Source organism: Chitinophaga sp. SYP-B3965 (genome assembly GCF_009647655.1).
GTDB lineage: Bacteria > Bacteroidota > Bacteroidia > Chitinophagales > Chitinophagaceae > Chitinophaga.
The window spans coordinates 715,958-735,090 of the sequence record NZ_WJFD01000001.1 but is presented as its reverse complement, the minus strand read 5'-3'; the positions used below and the strand labels follow the sequence as shown (position 1 = coordinate 735,090).

Below are 19,133 nucleotides of genomic sequence, written 5' to 3'. Positions count from 1 at the left end.
TTTTTCAACCTTATATGGATACTGATAACTGAAACGCCCGCCGCAAATTCTTATTGTTCACTGATGGTTAGATATGGTCTTTCTTCAAAAGTTTAATCTATGCGAAAATTTATTTTTACGCATAGAGAGATCACAGCAATCTTCGTTCCAAATTACTTTGTTATCATTTTAAGGATGGTGGCGCCAAGCGGCGGAAGCCGCAACAGCAGGTCGTATGGCTGGCCATACTTACCGGGCTGGGGTTTAAGGGTACCGGCATTTACAACGTTACTGCCGTAGAAATCAGCAGCATCACTATTGAGTATTTCTTTAAAGGAATTCTTCCAGGGAATAGCGATGGGATAATCTTCCCGTGGAACGGGCGTCATGTTCAATGCAATGAGGATCACTTCTCCCTGCTCGTTCTTACGGGCATATACCAGGATGCTGTTTTCATGATCGCTTGCATTGATCCATTCAAAGCTGTTAATGTCAAACTGGGTTTCGTATAATACGGGTTCGCTTGTATATAACTTATTCAGTGCTTTCACATACTGCTGTAATCCTGCATGGGTTTTATGTTTCAGCAGGTCCCAACCCAGTTCTGACTTGTAGTTCCATTCTTTTGTATCACCAAATTCGCAGCCCATGAATAACAACTTGGTGCCGGGATGGGTGAACATATAACTATACATTAACCGGAGGTTGGCAAACTGCTGCCAGTCGTCTCCCGGCATTTTATAGATCATGGGACTTTTACCATGCACTACTTCATCATGACTGAGCGGCAACATGAAGTTTTCGCTGAAGGCATACATGATGCTGAAGGTGATCTGGTTATGGTACCATTTACGGAAGTAGGGATCTTTCTTAAAGTAATCCAGGGTGTCGTTCATCCAGCCCATCATCCATTTCATACCAAAGCCTAAACCACCCATAAAAACGGGGCGGGATACGCCATAAAAGGAAGTGGATTCTTCTGCGATGGTTTGTACATCGGGGAAGCGGGAATAGATGCAGCTGTTCATCTCTTTGAGGAAAGTGATGGCTTCCAGGTTCTCATTGCCGCCATGTTCATTTGGCTCCCACTGACCGGCTTTGCGGGAATAATCCAGGTGGATCATAGAGGCTACGGCATCTACCCTTAAACCGTCTATATGGAATTTATCCAGCCAGAATAAGGCGTTGCTGAGCAGGAAGGACCTTACTTCATTGCGGGCATAGTTAAACACATAGCTGTTCCAGTCCGGGTGGAAACCTTTCCGCATATCGGCATACTCGTAGGTATGCGTACCGTCAAAGCGGTACAGGCCATGGTCATCATACGGGAAATGGGAAGGCACCCAATCCAGGATCACACCGATACCTGCGTGGTGGAAAGCATCCACCAGCGCCATAAAATCCTGTGCGGTGCCATAACGGGCTGTGGGCGCATAGAAACCGGTGAGCTGATACCCCCAGGAACCATCAAAGGGATGTTCCATGACGGGCATGAACTCTACGTGGGTAAAACCCATCTCTTTCACATAAGGGACCAGCATGGCCCCTATTTCTTTATAAGTATAGAATACTTCGTGGTTATTGAGGTCTGGCCTGCGCCAGGAACCGAGGTGCATTTCGTATACGGAGAAGGGGCTTTTAAGGCTGTTCTTCTTTCCGCGTGATTTCATCCATGCAGCATCCTTCCATTTATAATCCAGGTTAGTGGTAACGGAAGCTGTTTTAGGCCTTACCTCCCATTTGTTGGCATAAGGATCTCCTTTGCGGAGTTCTTCACCGGAATTGGAGCGGATGAAATATTTATAGAGCTGATCTTCTTTGATACCAGGCAGGAATCCTTCCCAGATGCCGGATTTATCCCATCTCGGGAGGAGGGTATGGCTGTAGGTGTTCCATTCGTTAAAGTCTCCTACTACGGATACATAGGCGGCATTGGGCGCCCACACTGCAAAGTAAGTACCGGCCGTGCCTTCGTAGGTAACAGCATGGGAACCAAACTTTTCATATAACCTGTCGTGGGAACCTTCCTGGAATAACTGAATGTCCTTTGCTGAAAACAGGGAGAACGATTCAACGGGTTTTAACTTGCGGAAGGGCTCTTCGTCACGTGGAACGATATTTTTCTTTTGTTGGGTCGCCATACCTTGCTGTAGCAGCTTTTTTTACAAGATAAAAAATAACCCGCAAACAAACGCCTGCGGGTTAAATTAATTATCAAAATAAAAGATGCTTATCGTTTGCCACGGTATCCACCGCCGCCGCTGCTTCCGCTGCCGCTTTTGGAAAACTCCCTGCGTTGACGGAATCCGCCATCTTCTCCACCACCAGACCAGCTTTTCTTGCGATCTCCGCCGCCGCCACCGTAAGGGCGACTGCCACCTGGTCTTCCACTTCCACCGCCACCGGCGCGTTTATCACCATCCTGAGAAGTTTCGATCCTAACGGCGCGGCCGTTATGTTCGAGCTTCTTGAAGCTCTGCTGTACTTTTTCTACCACTTCGTTCTCTACTTCAAAGAAGGAGTAAACACCTTTCAGGTCAATACGGCCGATGGCGTTGCCACGCAGACCAGTACTGTCACAAAGGAAACGCAGCATATCGCCACGGGTGAAATTATCTACAGAACCGAGGTTGATGAACAGGCGGGTGAACTTGCTGTTACCACTTCCACGCGGAGCAGCTCCTGCCATATCTCTTTCGCCACGGCGTTCTTCTTTCACGTTCAGATCTACTGCATCCTGGTAGTATTCCAGGAATTCATTGAATTCCAGGGAAGCGAACCGGCGGATGAGTTCTTCTTTGGTGAGGTCTGCAAACTCTTCATATATACGGCCCAGGTATGGGTCTATTTGTTCTTCGTTCACTACCACGTTGTGCACTTTATGCACCATGGCAAAGAGTTGTTTTTCGCATACGGCGAATCCATCGGGCACTTCTGCCTTGATGAACTTCTTGGTACCGAGTACGCGTTCTATCTGGCGGATCTTGCCGATATCACGTGCACCGATGATAGCGATGGATACACCGGAACGGCCTGCGCGGGCAGTACGGCCACTTCTGTGGGTGTAGTTTTCCACGTCATCGGGCAGATCGTAGTTGATCACGTGCGTTACACTATCCACGTCAATACCACGTGCTGCCACATCTGTAGCCACGAGCATTTGAATGGAACGGTCACGGAAACGCTTCATTACTTTATCCCTTTGCTGCTGGGTAAGATCGCCATGCAAAGCATCTGCGTTATAACCATCACGGATCAGGGATTCAGCGATCTCCTGTGATTCAATCTTGGTGCGGGTGAAGATGATACCGAAGATCTCAGGGTTGAAATCCACGATACGTTTCAGTGCAGCATATTTATCACGGGGGCGAACCACGTAGTATTCATGTTCGATATTCACGTTACCTGCATTCTTGCTGCCTACGGTCAGCTCAAAGGGGTCCTTCATGTATTTTTGTGCAATACGACGAACTTCCTGTGGCATAGTAGCAGAGAACAACCAGGTTGTTTTTTCTGCGGGGGTATTAGAAAGGATACTATTGATATCTTCCTGGAAACCCATGTTCAGCATTTCGTCTGCTTCATCCAGTATCGCAAAGCGTACTTTATCGAAGTTAACGGCGCCGCGGTCTATAATATCCAGCAAACGGCCCGGAGTAGCTACTACGATATGTACGCCACGTTTCAGTTCGCGCAATTGCAAACCGATGCTGGTACCACCGTAAACGGCTACGATGTTCACATCGCCGAGGTGTTTGGAGAAGTTATTAAGATCACTGGTGATCTGCATACACAGTTCGCGTGTAGGACAAAGAATGAGTCCCTGCGGCTGGCGTACTTTCAGATCAATATGTTGTAGTAATGGTAAACCAAATGCGGCGGTTTTACCGGTACCGGTTTGTGCCAGGCCCACAAAATCGCGGTCTCCTCCGAGAAGGGCCGGGATTGCTTTTTCCTGGATAGGGGTTGGGGTTACAAAGCCTAAGTCTGTAACGCCTTTCAGGAGATTTTCCTGAAGTCCTAATGATTCGAATGTTATCATCTGTTTGTTGTGTTGGCCCGCTTGTTTTTAAAACAGGCCGGGTGATCAATTAGCCGGTCGTCAATTAGTTTAAACCAGCTCTCCTTCTAAGTCGTAGTCGAACGCCTTAGTTATTTTAACCTGTACAAAATCTCCCGGTTTCAACTTCTTGTCCGTGTTAATGATCACCTCATTATCCACCTCAACTGAATCGAACTCGGTGCGGCCCAGGTAACGGCCAGACTCTTTTTTATCTATAATTACTTTGTATACTTTTCCAACCATCTCCTGGTTCTTCTCCAGGGAGATCTCCTGTTGTGTTTCCATGATGTCCTGCGCACGCCTCTCTTTCTCTTCTGCGGGGATATCATCTACCAGGTCATGTGCAGAAGTTCCTTCTTCATGACTGTAAGTGAATACACCTACCCTGTCAAACCGCACTTCTTCCAGGAAACGTTTCACGTCCTCTACATCTTCCAGTGTTTCTCCGGGGAAACCAGCTATGAGCGTGGTACGGAGGGCAATGCCCGGCACCTGTTCACGGATGGCTATCACCAGGTCCAGGATCTCCTTGCGGGTGATCTGGCGCTTCATGGCTTTCAGCATGGGGTCTGCAATGTGCTGCAGGGGTATATCCAGGTAATTACAGATATTGTCCCTTTCTCTCATCACATCCAGTATCTCCATCGGGAATTTGGTGGGATAGGCATAATGCAGCCTGATCCATTCCAATCCTTTCACATCTGCCAGTGCATGTAACAGTTCAGGAAGACGGCGCTGTTTGTAAAGGTCCAGACCATAATAGGTAAGTTCCTGTGCAATCAGCATGATCTCCTTTACGCCGCTCTTTACCAGTTTCTCCGCTTCGGTCACTAAGGCCTCAATGGGTTTTGATACGTGCTGGCCGCGCATGAGCGGGATAGCACAGAAAGAGCAGGTACGGTTACATCCTTCGGAAATTTTCAGGTAGGCATAATGAGAGGGGGTACTCAGCAGGCGTTCGCCAATCAATTCCGCTTTATAGTCGGCATCAAAACGTTTGAGGATAAGGGGTAATTCCATGGTACCAAACCATGCGTCTACTCCTTCGATCTCTTTTTCAAGATCAGCCCGATAACGTTCACTCAAACAACCGGTTACGTAAACTTTATCCAGCTTACCGCGCTGTTTCAGTTCTAACTGATCCAGGATGGTGTTGATGGATTCCTCTTTTGCTTTATCAATAAATCCACAGGTATTTACTACTACGATGTTGTGATCACGCTTTTCGCTTTCGTGTACCACATTGATATCATTGGCGAGCAGCTGACCGCTTAACACCTCAGAATCTACCATGTTCTTAGAACAACCTAACGTAATAATATTAACCTTGTCTTTCTTTAAAGTTCTTGTCTTCAAATAGCAATGTTTTTAAATTCCCACTTTTAGCAGGCATTTGCCACGAAGACACGCAGACACTCGCGAAATACACAGCAGGCAGCTGTTTGGGTGACTATGAGTCTTAGTGGAGGACTAATGAGAAGTTGCAAAGGTAATGATAAATATCGAAAATACATGTGTTCACACATATTTAATATCGGTTATCAGGCAATTATGAGGCTTTTTAAGTGAATTTTAAGCCAGATGCTTCCTGATCTCTCTTTCCGCCCGTTGGTTTGCGACCCTCCTTTTATAGTGATACCACCATTCCGGGGCCATCTTAATGAGCAGGTTATTCATGCTCCTTTTACCCATGAGATGATATAATCCATTTAGTTTACCACCCAGGGTTTGGTCCATGGCCCTTAAGCTCATGGCAAAACCACTGTCCAGGTACTCCATGTGATGCCAGTAACCTGCCGGCATGAACATGGTTTCTCCGTGTTCCAGGATGGTAGTGTATCCGCATGCGTATTGCAGGGCGGGGAACCTGGTTTCTGTTTCGTTGAGGCGTTCCGGCCAGTTCTCAAAACTGGCAGCGCTTTCCACAGTAAGTGGCATGCGGTAGATGAGGGTGGATTGCTGGTTGTCCAGCAGGAGCACCCTTTTACGGCCAATGAACTGGGTATGCATAATATGACTGAGGTCGATGTCATAATGCATATGTGCAATGGAACCTGCGCCACCTACAAAGAGCATGGGGTACCTTTTCAGGAATCCTTTTACGAGGAAGTCCGGCCAGGTAAAATCCTTTACCAGTTGCGGGGCGTGTTGAAAAATGTTAAAAAGGAAGATCCGGAGGCTTACCGGCCCCTGCTGGATCATATCGAGGTAATTTCCGAATGGAATATAGTCGTCCGCGCCATTAACAAGGGTTTTGGCGCCTGCCCGTGTATTGTCATAAACCCCGACGGTCTGATTCCCAACTATTGATTTGAAGTACTCCCAGGTCCATTTAGTATGGGCTGGCCAGTCCTGGGACAATCCTGTAATGATCAAGGGTTTTCGGGGTTCGTAGTAGTGTTTCTTAAAGTCCCGGGCAGATATGTTCTCAACTCGATCTATGGATTGTATTTGCATAAATTCCGAATTGTTATAAAGGGTGAAAACAATTACAACACAAAAACGTAACCAAATTTAAGCAATTGATGGATCAGAAGTACAGGGTGCATAAAAGGTTGATAATTATTGTATTTGTACTTCTTACACAAAATAAAAATGCCGGAAGTTATACTTCCGGCATTTCTCCTAATTATTTACAAATCAGCTATTTACACTAAACAGCGAATCTACGAACTCCGTCTTGTCAAAAACCTGCAGATCCTCCATTTTCTCTCCAATGCCGATGTATTTTACAGGTATTTTAAACTGGTTGGCAATGGCAAGCACTACCCCGCCTTTAGCGGTACCATCCAGTTTGGTGATGGCCAGGGAAGTAACTTCCGTAGCGGCGGTGAACTGACGAGCTTGTTCCAGGGCGTTCTGGCCGGTGGAGCCATCCAGTACCAGCAGTACTTCATGCGGGGCATCGGGGATCACTTTATTCATCACCCTTTTGATCTTACTCAGCTCATCCATGAGGTGGAGCTTGTTGTGCAGGCGGCCGGCGGTGTCTATGATTATCACATCCACATTCTTTGCCACGCCGCTTTGTACGGTATCAAAAGCTACGGCTGCAGGATCTGAGCCCATTTGCTGTTTTACGATGGGTACACCTACCCTTTCGCTCCAGATGGTGAGCTGATCTACTGCGGCAGCGCGGAAGGTATCTGCGGCACCCAGCACAACGGACTTACCGGCTTTCTTGAAGTTATAGGCCAGTTTGCCGATGGTGGTGGTTTTCCCTACACCGTTCACACCTACTACCATGATCACGTAAGGCTTTTTGCCTTCGGGTACATCAAAGTCTTTGAACCCACTATCTGGCGCATCTACGAGGAGATTTGCAACTTCTTCTTGCAGTATCCTGTTCAACTCACTGGTATTCAGATATTTATCTTTAGCAACGCGTTCTTCGATCTTACCAATGATGCGGACGGTAGTATCTACGCCTACGTCTGCAGCTACCAGTGCTTCTTCGAGATTATCCAGCACTTCAGCGTCTACGGTGGACTTACCAGCGATGGCACGGCCTATTTTTGAAAGGAAGCTTTCTTTTGTTTTCTGTAAGCCCTGATCCAGACTTTCTTTCTTTTCCCTCGAAAAGAGTTTATTGAAAAAACCCATTTAAATATATTACGGATTAGCAATTACAAATCGTGGATGCAAAAATAGGGGGTTATTGATGAAGTATGTTATTTTCTTTCAAGGCTCCCGTTCAGTTCCTTAGCCTGGCCTGGTTTTAATTGCAGATCAATCGTTTTGTCCCCGTATCTTACTTTAGCGGAAGTGCCATTGATGCTGCGGATAGTAGCAGCCAGCAGTAAACCATTCTTCCATTCCAGATCCACTTCAAAGCCTCCGCGGGCACGCAGCCCTGTTACCTTTCCGTCTTTCCAGTTACCAGGGATGGCGGGCAGCAGGTGAATAAAACCCGCATGGCTTTGCAGCATCATCTCGCCCATGCCCGATATACCGCCAAAGTTACCGTCTATCTGAAATGGCGGGTGTGCGCAAAACAAGTTAGCATAGGAACCGCCGCCTTTGGAATAATCCGTTCCTTCCATGCCGGTAAGACGCAGCAGGTTGCGGATAAGTTTATAGGCGTGATCACCATCATGCAGGCGGGCCCAGAAATTGATCTTCCAGGCTATACTCCAGCCGGTACCTTCATCTCCTCTGATCTCCAGTGTTTTCCTGACAGCTGCAGCAAAGACAGGTGTAGTGACGGGTGATATTTCTCTTCCCGGATGCAACCCGAACAAATGAGACACATGCCGGTGCTGCGGATCTTCATCTTCCCAATCCTTATACCATTCCTGGAGATTGCCTTTTTTGCCGATCTGCAAAGGGAACAGTTTAGCCTTCTTTTCTATCAGTATTTTCCTGAATGATGGGTCAATACCCAGCACTTCTTCTGCTTCTATCAGATTCGTAAAGAGATCGCGAATAATGGACATATCCATCGTAGTAGCGATAGAGATACTGCCCTTCTCTCCTTTTTCTGTGATAAACACATTCTCCGGCGAAGATGCAGGTGCTGTTACCAGCAAACCGTTCTGATCTTCCACCAACCAATCCAGGCAGAACTCCGCAGCTCCTTTCATCAGCGGATAGGCGGTATTTTTGAGGAACGCTTTATCTGCAGTGTACGCATAGTGCTCCCATAAGTGCTGAGAAAGCCAGGGACTGCCCATAGCCCAGTTAGCCCAGGTAGGGCTTCCTTTTCCCAGATCACCCACCGGGTTGGATGTGGCCCAGATATCTGAATTATGATGTACTGCCCAGCCTTTGGCCTTGTAGAAGTTTTTTGCGGTTTCTTTGCCGGTTACCGCAGTGTTCTTAATAAACTCCATGAAGGGCAGGTGCATTTCTGAAAGGTTCATCATTTCTGCCGGCCAATAATTCATCTGTGCATTGATATTGGTTGTGAAATTACTGCTCCAGGGCGCACGCAGAATAGGATTCCAGATCCCCTGTAAGTTGGCAGGAATACCGCCGGGACGGGAACTGGAAATCAGTAAATAACGTCCATATTGAAAGTAAAGCGCCTCCAGTGCCGGATCTTCAGCTCCGTTGGTATATTCCATTAAACGTTCCAGGGTAGGGAGATCTTTTACCGGGTTATTATTCAGCGAAAGGGTTACCCGGTTGAAATATTGCTGGTAATCTTTGATGTGGTCTTTTTTGATCTGATCGAAGCTTTTGGCGAAAGCTTTACCCATATAGGTTTGCGCCAGCTTAGATTCATCTTTATCAGGGCATTTATCAAATGCATTAAAGCTGGTAGCGGCGGAAATATATAACACTACTTCGGTTGCGTTACTCACGTGGAGACCGGAAGTATCTGTAGTTACACGGCCATCTTTATGCTGTGCTTTTATTCTCAGCTCGTAGCGCATGCCCCTGCATGCATCGGCATCATCGTAAATAACCGGCTCCGGATTATACCGCACATAATTGGGATCCGCATGAGACGGAGCTTCCCCTTTCATGATGAATTCGTTTTGAGCAGCGGCGGTATTCTTAAAACGGATCAGGCTATTGGTGGAGGCATCAAAATTAAGCTGGCCTTTTTTATCAGACCTTAAGCGGATCATGATCACCTGGTCCGGGGCACTCACCAGTATTTCCCGGGTGTATTGGACCCCGTTTACGGTAAAACGGGTGAGCGCGATGGCGTTGGTGATATCCAGATCACGGTAATAGGCTTCCGGCGTTCCGGTTCCTGTTGCGGCAAAGCGGTGCCTGATCAGAAGGTTGCCTAATGGCATGTAGGATTCTGTATATAAGCCCTGGATCTTTTTGCAGAGTTGTTCCGCGGTTTTATAATCTCCTTTGAACAAAGCTTCCCTTACTTCAGGCAGGAATTCCGGGGCCTGGGGGTTAGGGTTCAGGTTGGCGGGGCCACCGGACCAGAGGGTTTCCTCATTCAGATGAATGAGTTCTTCCTGTGCACGGCCGAATACCATAACACCAAGCCTTCCGTTACCAAGGGGCAGCGCTTCCGTCCATTTATCGGCGGGTTGCCTGTACCAGAGCTTTAAAGGCTGCTGTGCTTTAACGGACGTAACTGCCAGGCAAAAGGCGAGGATAGAAAAGAAAGAGGAACGGATCATCATAACGGGTGTTTTTCGGAAGTATCAATCTAAGGAAGATTTGATATGAAAAGCACCAGTATCCCGTCAAATAAGTGTTGTATATTAACCGGCCGACGATGATTATTTTGTCAATATACTTTCTGAGCTGGTCAATTGCGCAACCGTTTTACTTTCTTTAGATGGTCTCACAAGTTTCAGAACATCCTTCAGCAATGCATGAGCCGCATTGATCTCCTCTTTTTTTATAGAAATGCTTTCAATATTAAATCCTACCGGAATGTTTTTATTAGCGGCATAGTTCAGGATCTCATGAGCGATGTTGAGTGAAGTTTTAATGGAGGCTTCAAGGATGTCTTCAGAATGTTTGAGATCGTTAAAAAGCCACTTTGGAACTTTAATACCCAGCCATTCCATAAACTGAAGCGTTTTTAAGGAGCCACATGGTGCCAGGGTAAAGATGATCGGTGCCATTTTCTTACCTTCTTCCGAAGCATAATAATAGTAATCGGAAAGTAGGTTTTTGGTATCGTTGATATTGTAGACACATTGAGAAACAAAAAACCTGCAACCACTATCGATCTTATTAAAGATACGTATGTGCTCGTCGCCCTTTTTGCCATGCCGTTCCGGGATGGTCACTCCTCCCAGCATCAATTGTTTGCCATGCTGCATTTTAACCTGGTAAGCATCGCTCAATGAAAATTGTGTTGTGTCAATTTCCTTTTTGGAAGATGCGCCGACAAAAACCGCTGTACCCAGGTCATCATTATCTTTCAACCAACTGGTGAACTGTTCACTATTCTGGTTGGCTATACTTTTATATATTATTTTGGGTATATGAAGGTCCTTTAAGTATAACCGGCTATATTCTTCGGGTGACACTGTCCGTATAAATGAAAATGTCCGTTCCTTTTCTGTCCTTGTGGACTCGTCTTGTATATCATACAGGATTAAGCCGTCAATATCCAGGTTGCTCAGCCGTTCCACCTGATTACCTGCGATTGTTATCAGCCTTTCAGCTTCTGTAGTGATCTTTGGAGGTGTGAGGCTGTAAAATACTATTCCGGATTCAGCCTGTTCAATCTTATTGTTTAGTAGTTCGGTTCTATTCATTTAAGTATGTATGATAAAAAGTTGGCTAATGTACCTTATTTTACAAGTCTTTCCAAATGCTCTTTCCTACCCTCCCGAAACACAAAAAGCCGTCCCGGTTGACGGGACAGCTTTTTAGCAGTATGATTAGTAAAGCCGAATTATTTGTTGCTGATGTACTCCTGAACTTTATCCTTGTGGATGATAGCTTCTTTAAAAGTATATGCACCGGATTTAGGAGAACGTACCGCTCTGATCACTTTAGTCCACACCTTAGCTTCGGCTGCTGCCTTAGCATCTTTCTTGATCGCGGTTTTAGCTGCTTTTGCCATTGTCTTATAATGTTAAATGTTAATTGAAATTGTCAATCGTCCAGAGCTAATCGTATGAACTCGAAACGATTACCTCAAAGCAATTAGCATTGACCTTATTTAATTTCCTTGTGTACAGTCACCTTTCTCATGATAGGGTTGTACTTTTTCAACTCCAGACGCTCAGGAGTGTTTTTCTTGTTTTTGTTGCTGATGTAGCGGGAAGTACCTGCCAGGCCAGAGTTTTTATGCTCTGTGCATTCCAGTATTACTTGTACCCTGTTACCTTTCTTTGCCATTTTGTATTCTTATTAAATTGATCCTAAATGGATTAGATGCTCTTGTTGCCACCTGCGCGCAGTTCTTTAACTACGGCATACAGACCACGTTTGTTGATGGTTCTTAAACCATCTGCAGACACTTTCAAAGTGATCCACTTATCCTCTTCCGCTAAGAAAAAACGTTTGGTTTGCAGATTAGGCAGAAACCTTCTGTTCGTCTTAATGTTCGAGAAAGATACGTGATGACCTGTAATTGGTTTTTTCCCTGTCACCTGACATACTCTTGCCATGTTCTTAAAATTTTGGACTGCAAAAGTCGCACTAATTTGTTTAATAATCAAATTCTAGCCAGTGTTTTTATTAACACTATTTCCGGGTGTCCTTTTTTCTGGACACTTCACCTACCTCAGAGCAGTACACCTAAGCTCTTGATAACCGCGCCCAGTCTCACTGCATCCAGGATCCGCTGCTGTTCTGTACCGTGTTTCAAAAGGGCTTCTTCGTGGGAAGTTACACACATCTGACAACCGTTCAGGGCAGAAATAACCAGGCTCACCAGCTCAAAAAGCTCCTTTCCGATCACCGGATTGGCCATAATGCTCATCCGGATACCTGCCGGCGCGGTGGTATAAAACTCTTTTTCCACGAAATGGCGGAAGCGGTAGTACACATTATTGGCGTTCATGAGGGAAGTGCAGCTCACGATATCAGCAATTTCCTTATCGGTAGCACCTGCTGCCAGGGCCAACTGCTCAAAACCACTTTGCAGGGCGGGCAGCTTTTCATTGATGGCTACGGACAGCCCGATCAGGTAAGCATCCTTTTTAGGGAGCGTGGCGGCTTCGAGGGAATTGGAAACGTTGATCTTGAGATCTTTCAGGTAACGGGCATCGGCAGCAGCGAGTGCTGTCAGCTTTGCGGGTACTTCCGTACCGGGGAGGCCTACCACCTGCAATAACTGCTGGGCAGTATCGGATGTATTTGTAGCGAACATAATTTTCTTTTTAAAAGCCGGGCAAGGAATCCTTGCCCGGCATAAATAATCAGGCTTTGATGGTAGCTTCACCTTTCTGCCAGTTGCAGGGGCACAGCTCATCTGATTGCAGTGCATCCATTACACGCAGTACTTCTTTCACGTTACGTCCAACAGAGAGGTCGTATACGGAAGTCCAGCGGATGATGCCATTTGGATCTACCACGAAAGTAGCGCGGTAAGCGATCTTTTCTTCTGCTTCCAGGATACCCAGTTCCTGTGCGAGACTTTTAGACGTGTCTGCCAGCATAGGGAATTGTAAACCACGCAGGTCATCGTGGTTATTCCTCCAGGCGAGGTGAACGAATTCAGAATCTGTAGAAGCACCGATCAGGATAGCATCGCGGTCAGCGAAGTCCTGGTAGTGTTTGTTGAATTCGGCGATCTCTGTAGGGCAAACGAAAGTGAAATCTTTCGGCCACCAGAACATCACCATCCATTTACCGGAAGCTTTGATCTCTTCAGAAGAGATCTCGTAAAATTCTTTCCCTTTTTCGATTGATACAACTGCCTTTTTTGCAAACGCCGGGAACTCCGCCCCTACTGATAAAACTGCATTTTTCATGATACTATGTCGGATTTATTGATTTATTGCTATGCTATTTCGTAAAGCCGGCGCAAAGTTGCCCCTCAAAAGGTTATAAATCAAATAGATTTCGTTCTTATGGATATCGACTTTATCTATATTGTTTTTAAATTATATAGACGTAAGTTCCGCAAGATGCTGTACCAGTAAGGAATGTGCATTTTAGTCGCTCCTATTTACCAAATAAGGCATCTTTTTCCCGTAAAACCACGTAACCTTTTGGCACGTTATTTAGTTATATAAGTAAGCAAGAATAAAATGATAGGTTATGAAATTCAGACATGTACTTTTAGTGATTCTTACGGTAGGCCTTGCTTTGATTCCGTTTATTAAAAACAGTATCAACAAACAGGATGAATTTGATGCTACACAGGATTTGTTCATCTAGTTTAGGCGGGGGCATACAGGTAGTATGACCGCAGCGGGACCCATTGTACCGTAATGTTCGAACCGGCCCAATTTAGGGCGCGGGGGTTTATTTGCTCATCCGGCGCCTATGCCGCGCAGCATTTTGAGGATAGTTTTCCCCTAAAGACTTTTAAGGCGGACCAGTTGATGGTCCGCCTTAATTTTTTGGCTTATGCCTACCAACCCGGTAATTGCAGCATGGCGATATAGATAATGATCCCTGCATCCATACTTTTCAGATGGTGCAGCTCATGTTTTAGTGACCTCAGGGCCCGGTTCATCTGCTTTTCTATTGTACCTGTAGCTATTTCCAACTCCGCCGCAATCTGCCGGTAGCTCATATCATGCTCCTTATGCATCCTGAAGATCAGTTGCTGCTGCTGCGGAAGCTTATTGATGGCTCTTTGGATCAGCTGGTGTTTTTCTTCATTTATGATCCTTTCATCTGCCGATGGTGAAAGGTCTTCTTTTGTAACCTTCAGGAGCAGGGCTTTCTGCCGCCCTCTCTTCCTCATCTCATCCAGAAATATATTACGGGCATATTGCCTTAACAGGGCAAGGATAGCATGGTCATCTTTAACTTCGTGCATATGTTGCCAAAGGCGGATGTAACATTCCTGCATGATGTCTTCAGACAAATGCACTTCTCCGCACATGGCAAACAATACAGAAAAGAGCTTGTCATGTGTTTCGTCAATGATCCGCTTTAACCTGTTTTCATGATATTTTGACAAGGGATACATTATTTGCGGTTAAAGATAAAAGCCCAACATTAACTAATCATTAAGCGTATGATGGCAGTACGGGTAAATTAAATGACAAACGTGTTGATACAGGAAAATATATTTTATAGCACTTATTATTTATGGATAAAAAAATACTGGAAGATTTTTTCAAAGGTCATTTAACCAGCGAAGAGCGGGAACGGGTGCTGCTTTGGATAGAGCAGCAGGGGGAAGGCTGGACAGATGCTTTTATAAAAGATAACTGGGAACAGCCCATACACCAGGCTGCGCCGGGGCTAAAGGAGTTGATGAAGGCACGGGTAATGGAAAACATCCGGGCAAAGCAACCAGCCCCGCGCAGGTTATGGCTATATATAGGTCGTGTGGCGGCTGTATTGCTGTTAGCCACGGCGGGCGCATGGTGGTGGATGCATCAGCAACCTGCTGCACCGCAATGGTATACGGTGAGCAACAGCGGCAACCAGCACATCATGTTGCGGGATACGCTGCCGGATGGTACGATCGTTACGCTCAATGAGCATTCCAGTATCAAATACTCATCTGCCTATAACAACGAAATCAGAACTGTATTTTTAATGGGTGAGGCATTTTTTGAAGTACATCACGATAAGGATAAACCCTTCATCGTAAAAGCAGGGCATGCTTCTACCAGGGTGTATGGCACAGCTTTCAGCGTATCTGCCTATACTTCGTCCGGCCAGCTGCGCGTAGGCCTGCAGCGGGGAAGTATTGGGGTAATATATGACACGGCCCATGCTGAACAGGAAAAGATGCTAAAACCGGGTGAATTGCTGATCTGTAACAAGCAGGATAAAACAGTATCTATAGAATACCAGGCACCGGAAAAGCTGGGCGCCTGGACCACCGGTAAGCTGGTGTTTTTCAAAACACCGGTTGAAGATGTATTCAGCCAACTGGAGCAGCGGTACGACATCCATTTTAATCATGATCATGGCATGGCAAACAAAACAGTAACAGCCACTTTTGACGGAGTGCCTTTAAGCAAGGTGTTACAGCATATTTCTTTTGTATGGAATATTCGCTTTGAACAACGGGGGGATAGTATTTATGTAAGATAACGGCATACGCAGAACCATCATTTTCATGCACTCAAAAATAAAGCGCTGTCGAGCAGGACAGCGCTATTGGAAGTGCTTTACTTAAACAATAAAACAATCAACAACAAAGCTATGACAAAAAAACCAGAAAGCGTGTTGTCAAAAAAATGCGGTCCCCTGTACTGGAAGGCTTGGGGCCTGTTCTTTTTGTTCCTTTTTTATGCACCATTCGCCCGTGCACAGAACATCAAAGTAGATCTTGCCAGAACGGACCTTGCCCGTGTGGTGGACGTTATTCAGCGGCAAGCCAACGGGTATGAATTCTCTTATCAGGAGGAAGCGTTGGCCAAAGTAAAACTGGAGCGTGTGCGCCTGGAAACAGGCAAACTGAAGGATGCGCTGGACCAGCTGCAGCAATATGGATTAAAATATATGCTGGACGGGAAAACGGTATCTCTCCGGTATGCTGCACCGGCACCTAAACCAACTCCAACACAACAACAGGCTGATAACCGCGCTGGTATCATTACAGATGCAGAAACGGGAGACGTTATCATTGGTGCCACCGTTCGCGTAAAAGACAGCGATGCGGGTACATCCACTAATGAAAAGGGGGAATTTAATATCCGGGCTAAAGCGGATGCCACCCTGATCATTAGCTTTATTGGCTTCCTCACCAAAGAGGTGCCTGTAAAAAATCAAACGATGTTCAGTATTGCCCTGGCACCTGATCAACGAAGGCTCAAACAGGTAGTAGTAACAGCCCTTGGTATCAAACGGGATGAAAAAGCGCTGGGTTATGCGGTACAGAAAGTATCAGGCGAAGAAGTACAGCGTGTGAAGGGGGTGGATCTTGCCACTTCCCTCACCGGTAAAGTATCCGGCCTGCTCATTCAGAACAGTACGGAGTTCTTTGAAGCACCTACCATCTCTCTCCGGGGCGGCACTCCCCTGTTGGTGATCAATGGCGTACCCTATGGCAATATGACGCTCCGGGACATCAGCCCTGATGATATTGAGAGCATGGATGTACTCAAAGGTTCCACTGCTGCTGCATTGTATGGGCAGCGTGGCGGAGAGGGCGTGATCATCATCACCACCAAAAAAAGCGGCAGAAAAGGTGTAACGGTTTCCATCAACAGCAACACCATGTTCAATGCAGGTTTTCTCACCCTGCCTGAAGTACAGCATAATTACAGCGCAGGCCTTGGTGGCACTTACAGCGCTACGGACTACATCTGGGGAGACCGGTTGGATATTGGCAGAACAGCCATGCAATGGGACCCTGTGACCAAGTCCGTGAAGGACATGCCGCTCACCTCCCGTGGCAAGGACAACTTTAAGGATTTCCTGGAGCCGAGCTTTATTACCAATAACAATATCAGTGTAACGCAAACCGGCGAGAATGGAAGCTTCCGCGTTTCTTTAACGGATATCTATAATAAGGGCCAATACCCCAACGCCAAAGGGAACATGATCAACTTTTCCATGGGCGGCGAAATAAAAGTGGGCAGCCGGTTTAACCTGGAAGCTACGGTTGGTTACAACAAGCGCAAATCTCCACAGATCTGGGGAAGCGGTTACGGTAACCAGGGGTATATCTATAACCTGCTTATGTGGACGGGGCCTGAGTATGATGTTACACAGTTCCGCGATTACTGGGTAACACCGGGATTAACACAGAACTGGATGTATAAAACATGGTATGATAACCCTTACCTGATCGCTTACGAAAAGTTGAACGCGGTTGATCAGAACACCTATAATGCCAGCCTTTCCGCGGGTTACAGCCTGTTCCCCGGTGCACGCCTGCAATTCAGGAGCGGCATGGATTATTATGGTAATGAAGATACCAAACGCAATCCCATCAATATTAACTCTACAAGAGGTGGTTATGAATCCAAAGGGTTGTATATGATCAGCAACCTCACGGGGTTCAGTATTAATAATGACCTGCTCTTTACTATCAATAAAAAAATAGGCAAGCTTGGTATAGACGGCCTGGCAGGTGGAACCATCTATTATTTCCGCAACAATGTATTAACAGGTAAAACAAGAGGCGGCCTCTCCATTCCCGGCCTTTATTCCCTGGCTTCTTCTGTTGAACGCCCGGATGTGCTGATAGGCCAAACGGAGAAACAGGTGAACAGTCTTTTCAGCAAACTCACGCTCTCCTGGAACAGCGCATTTTTTGTGGATGTAACGGGCCGGAACGATTGGAGCTCTACCCTGCCCAAAGCCAGCCGCTCTTACTTCTACCCTTCTGTGGGCGCCAGCATGGTGCTGAGCGAACTATTCAAAATGCCCGCTTTTATGGATTTCTGGAAAGTGCGCGGCTCCTGGGCTTTGTCTAAAGGAGACCTGGGCATCTATGCCACCAACAGAACTTATGCTACTGCACTGGGTGTTTGGGAAGGCCTGAACACAGGTAGTTATCCTGCCAATATCTTCGACGGCAGTATTAATCCTAAAACGGCGCGTACCTGGGAAATAGGTACCACCGCTTATTTCCTGAAGAACCGTTTGCAGGCAGACGTTACTTACTATAACAAATACAGTTACAACCAGCAGGCTAATGCAGAGATCTCTTCTGCTTCCGGTTTCACCACTACCCTGGTGAATACCGATGAATCTTATGTACGCCGCGGCGTAGAAGTAACCATCAGCGGTACGCCCATTGCCAACAATATATTCCGTTGGGAATCCATGTTCAACTGGTCTACTTCTCACGAATATTACAAAACGCTGGACAAGCAGTATTCTGCTGATAACCTGTGGACCAAAGTGGGCGAGCGCAGAGATGCTTACGTAACAGAGCCATGGGAAAAAGATCCACAGGGCAATATCGTACACCAGGATAACGGGTTGCCGCTCATGAGCCAGTATCCAACGCGCATTGGTTATATGGACCCAAGCTGGATCTGGGGTTTCACCAACAGTTTAAGTTACCGCAACTTTATCTTCAGTTTCAGTTTTGATGGCAGAGTAGGTGGCCTGATGTATGAATACATGAATAATAAGATGTGGGATACAGGTGCACATCCTGAAAGCGATAACCAATATCGTTATGACGAAGTGGTGAATCATAAGATCACTTACATCGGAAAAGGTGTGAAAGTGCTCTCCGGAGAAATGAAACAGGATAAATATGGCAGGATCACAGAAGATACCCGCGTGTTTGCGAAGAACGATATCCCCGTTTCCTACGAAGCTTATTCCCGCGATTTTGCAGATGGCACACCAGGCGGAGCACTTGATCCTACTTTTCTGAAACTGCGGGAGATGTCTCTGCAATACAACATCCCCGTGAATGTGTTCAGGAAAATAGGTGCCAGCGCTGCTTCCGTTGCTTTAACCGGGCAGAATGTACTGATCTGGAGAAAACAATTCAAGTATGCAGATCCTGATAAAGGTAAGGATGACCTGAACTCTCCTTCCAACCGGTACATTGGCATGAACATCAAGCTTACTTTCTGATCAAAAGATTAACAACGCAATT

Annotated in this window: 15 protein-coding genes; 2 read left to right on the top strand and 13 right to left on the bottom strand. The window is 46.3% G+C overall.

From position 1 onward, the window contains the following. Positions 1-152: 152 nt before the first annotated feature. The 13 genes from glgB to GFS24_RS02795 all read right to left on the bottom strand — a co-directional run bounded on the left by glgB (position 153) and on the right by GFS24_RS02795 (position 14,573). On the bottom strand, positions 153-2,120 hold the full coding sequence (glgB, locus tag GFS24_RS02855; RefSeq protein WP_153658060.1) for a 1,4-alpha-glucan branching protein GlgB: 1,968 nt from the start codon (positions 2,118-2,120) through the stop codon (positions 153-155). A gap of 89 nt (positions 2,121-2,209) precedes the next feature. After that, positions 2,210-4,021, bottom strand: coding sequence for a DEAD/DEAH box helicase (locus GFS24_RS02850; RefSeq protein ID WP_153658059.1), 1,812 nt, complete (start codon positions 4,019-4,021; stop codon positions 2,210-2,212). A 69-nt stretch (positions 4,022-4,090) separates the two neighbouring features. After that, positions 4,091-5,398: a 30S ribosomal protein S12 methylthiotransferase RimO gene (gene rimO, locus GFS24_RS02845; protein WP_153658058.1), complete on the bottom strand. Its 1,308-nt coding sequence runs from the start codon at positions 5,396-5,398 to the stop codon at positions 4,091-4,093. A gap of 216 nt (positions 5,399-5,614) precedes the next feature. Beyond that, positions 5,615-6,499, bottom strand: a complete 885-nt coding sequence (locus GFS24_RS02840; RefSeq protein ID WP_153658057.1) for a cupin-like domain-containing protein — start codon at positions 6,497-6,499, stop codon at positions 5,615-5,617. A 183-nt stretch (positions 6,500-6,682) separates the two neighbouring features. Further along, entirely contained in the window at positions 6,683-7,645 is a 963-nt protein-coding gene (gene ftsY, locus GFS24_RS02835; protein WP_153658056.1) for a signal recognition particle-docking protein FtsY, read from the bottom strand. 68 nt (positions 7,646-7,713) lie between these two features. Next, positions 7,714-10,140 (bottom strand): glycoside hydrolase N-terminal domain-containing protein, encoded by a 2,427-nt coding sequence (locus GFS24_RS02830; protein WP_253906386.1) that lies wholly within the window; start codon positions 10,138-10,140, stop codon positions 7,714-7,716. A 99-nt stretch (positions 10,141-10,239) separates the two neighbouring features. Further along, positions 10,240-11,232, bottom strand: coding sequence for a methylenetetrahydrofolate reductase (locus GFS24_RS02825; protein WP_153658055.1), 993 nt, complete (start codon positions 11,230-11,232; stop codon positions 10,240-10,242). Positions 11,233-11,372: 140 nt separating this feature from the next. After that, entirely contained in the window at positions 11,373-11,543 is a 171-nt protein-coding gene (locus GFS24_RS02820) for a DUF4295 domain-containing protein (protein WP_153658054.1), read from the bottom strand. Positions 11,544-11,638: 95 nt separating this feature from the next. Beyond that, a complete protein-coding gene (gene rpmG / locus GFS24_RS02815; RefSeq protein ID WP_153658053.1) occupies positions 11,639-11,821 on the bottom strand; it encodes a 50S ribosomal protein L33 in 183 nt (60 codons plus the stop codon). 32 nt (positions 11,822-11,853) lie between these two features. Further along, complete coding sequence (gene rpmB / locus GFS24_RS02810; RefSeq protein WP_153658052.1) at positions 11,854-12,093, bottom strand: 50S ribosomal protein L28; 240 nt, start codon at positions 12,091-12,093, stop codon at positions 11,854-11,856. Positions 12,094-12,209: 116 nt separating this feature from the next. Then, positions 12,210-12,797 (bottom strand): carboxymuconolactone decarboxylase family protein, encoded by a 588-nt coding sequence (locus GFS24_RS02805; protein ID WP_153658051.1) that lies wholly within the window; start codon positions 12,795-12,797, stop codon positions 12,210-12,212. Positions 12,798-12,846: 49 nt separating this feature from the next. After that, positions 12,847-13,401, bottom strand: a complete 555-nt coding sequence (locus tag GFS24_RS02800; protein WP_153658050.1) for a peroxiredoxin — start codon at positions 13,399-13,401, stop codon at positions 12,847-12,849. 605 nt (positions 13,402-14,006) lie between these two features. Further along, positions 14,007-14,573 carry an RNA polymerase sigma factor gene (locus GFS24_RS02795; protein ID WP_153658049.1) on the bottom strand — a complete coding sequence of 189 codons (567 nt, stop codon included), beginning with the start codon at positions 14,571-14,573 and terminating at the stop codon, positions 14,007-14,009. Positions 14,574-14,695: 122 nt separating this feature from the next. Between GFS24_RS02795 and GFS24_RS02790 the strand changes: the two genes are divergently transcribed. Together GFS24_RS02790 and GFS24_RS02785 are read left to right on the top strand one after the other, a co-directional pair. Continuing rightward, positions 14,696-15,655 (top strand): FecR family protein, encoded by a 960-nt coding sequence (locus tag GFS24_RS02790; RefSeq protein WP_153658048.1) that lies wholly within the window; start codon positions 14,696-14,698, stop codon positions 15,653-15,655. 111 nt (positions 15,656-15,766) lie between these two features. Then, positions 15,767-19,111, top strand: a complete 3,345-nt coding sequence (locus GFS24_RS02785; RefSeq protein ID WP_153658047.1) for a SusC/RagA family TonB-linked outer membrane protein — start codon at positions 15,767-15,769, stop codon at positions 19,109-19,111. Positions 19,112-19,133 lie beyond the last annotated feature (22 nt).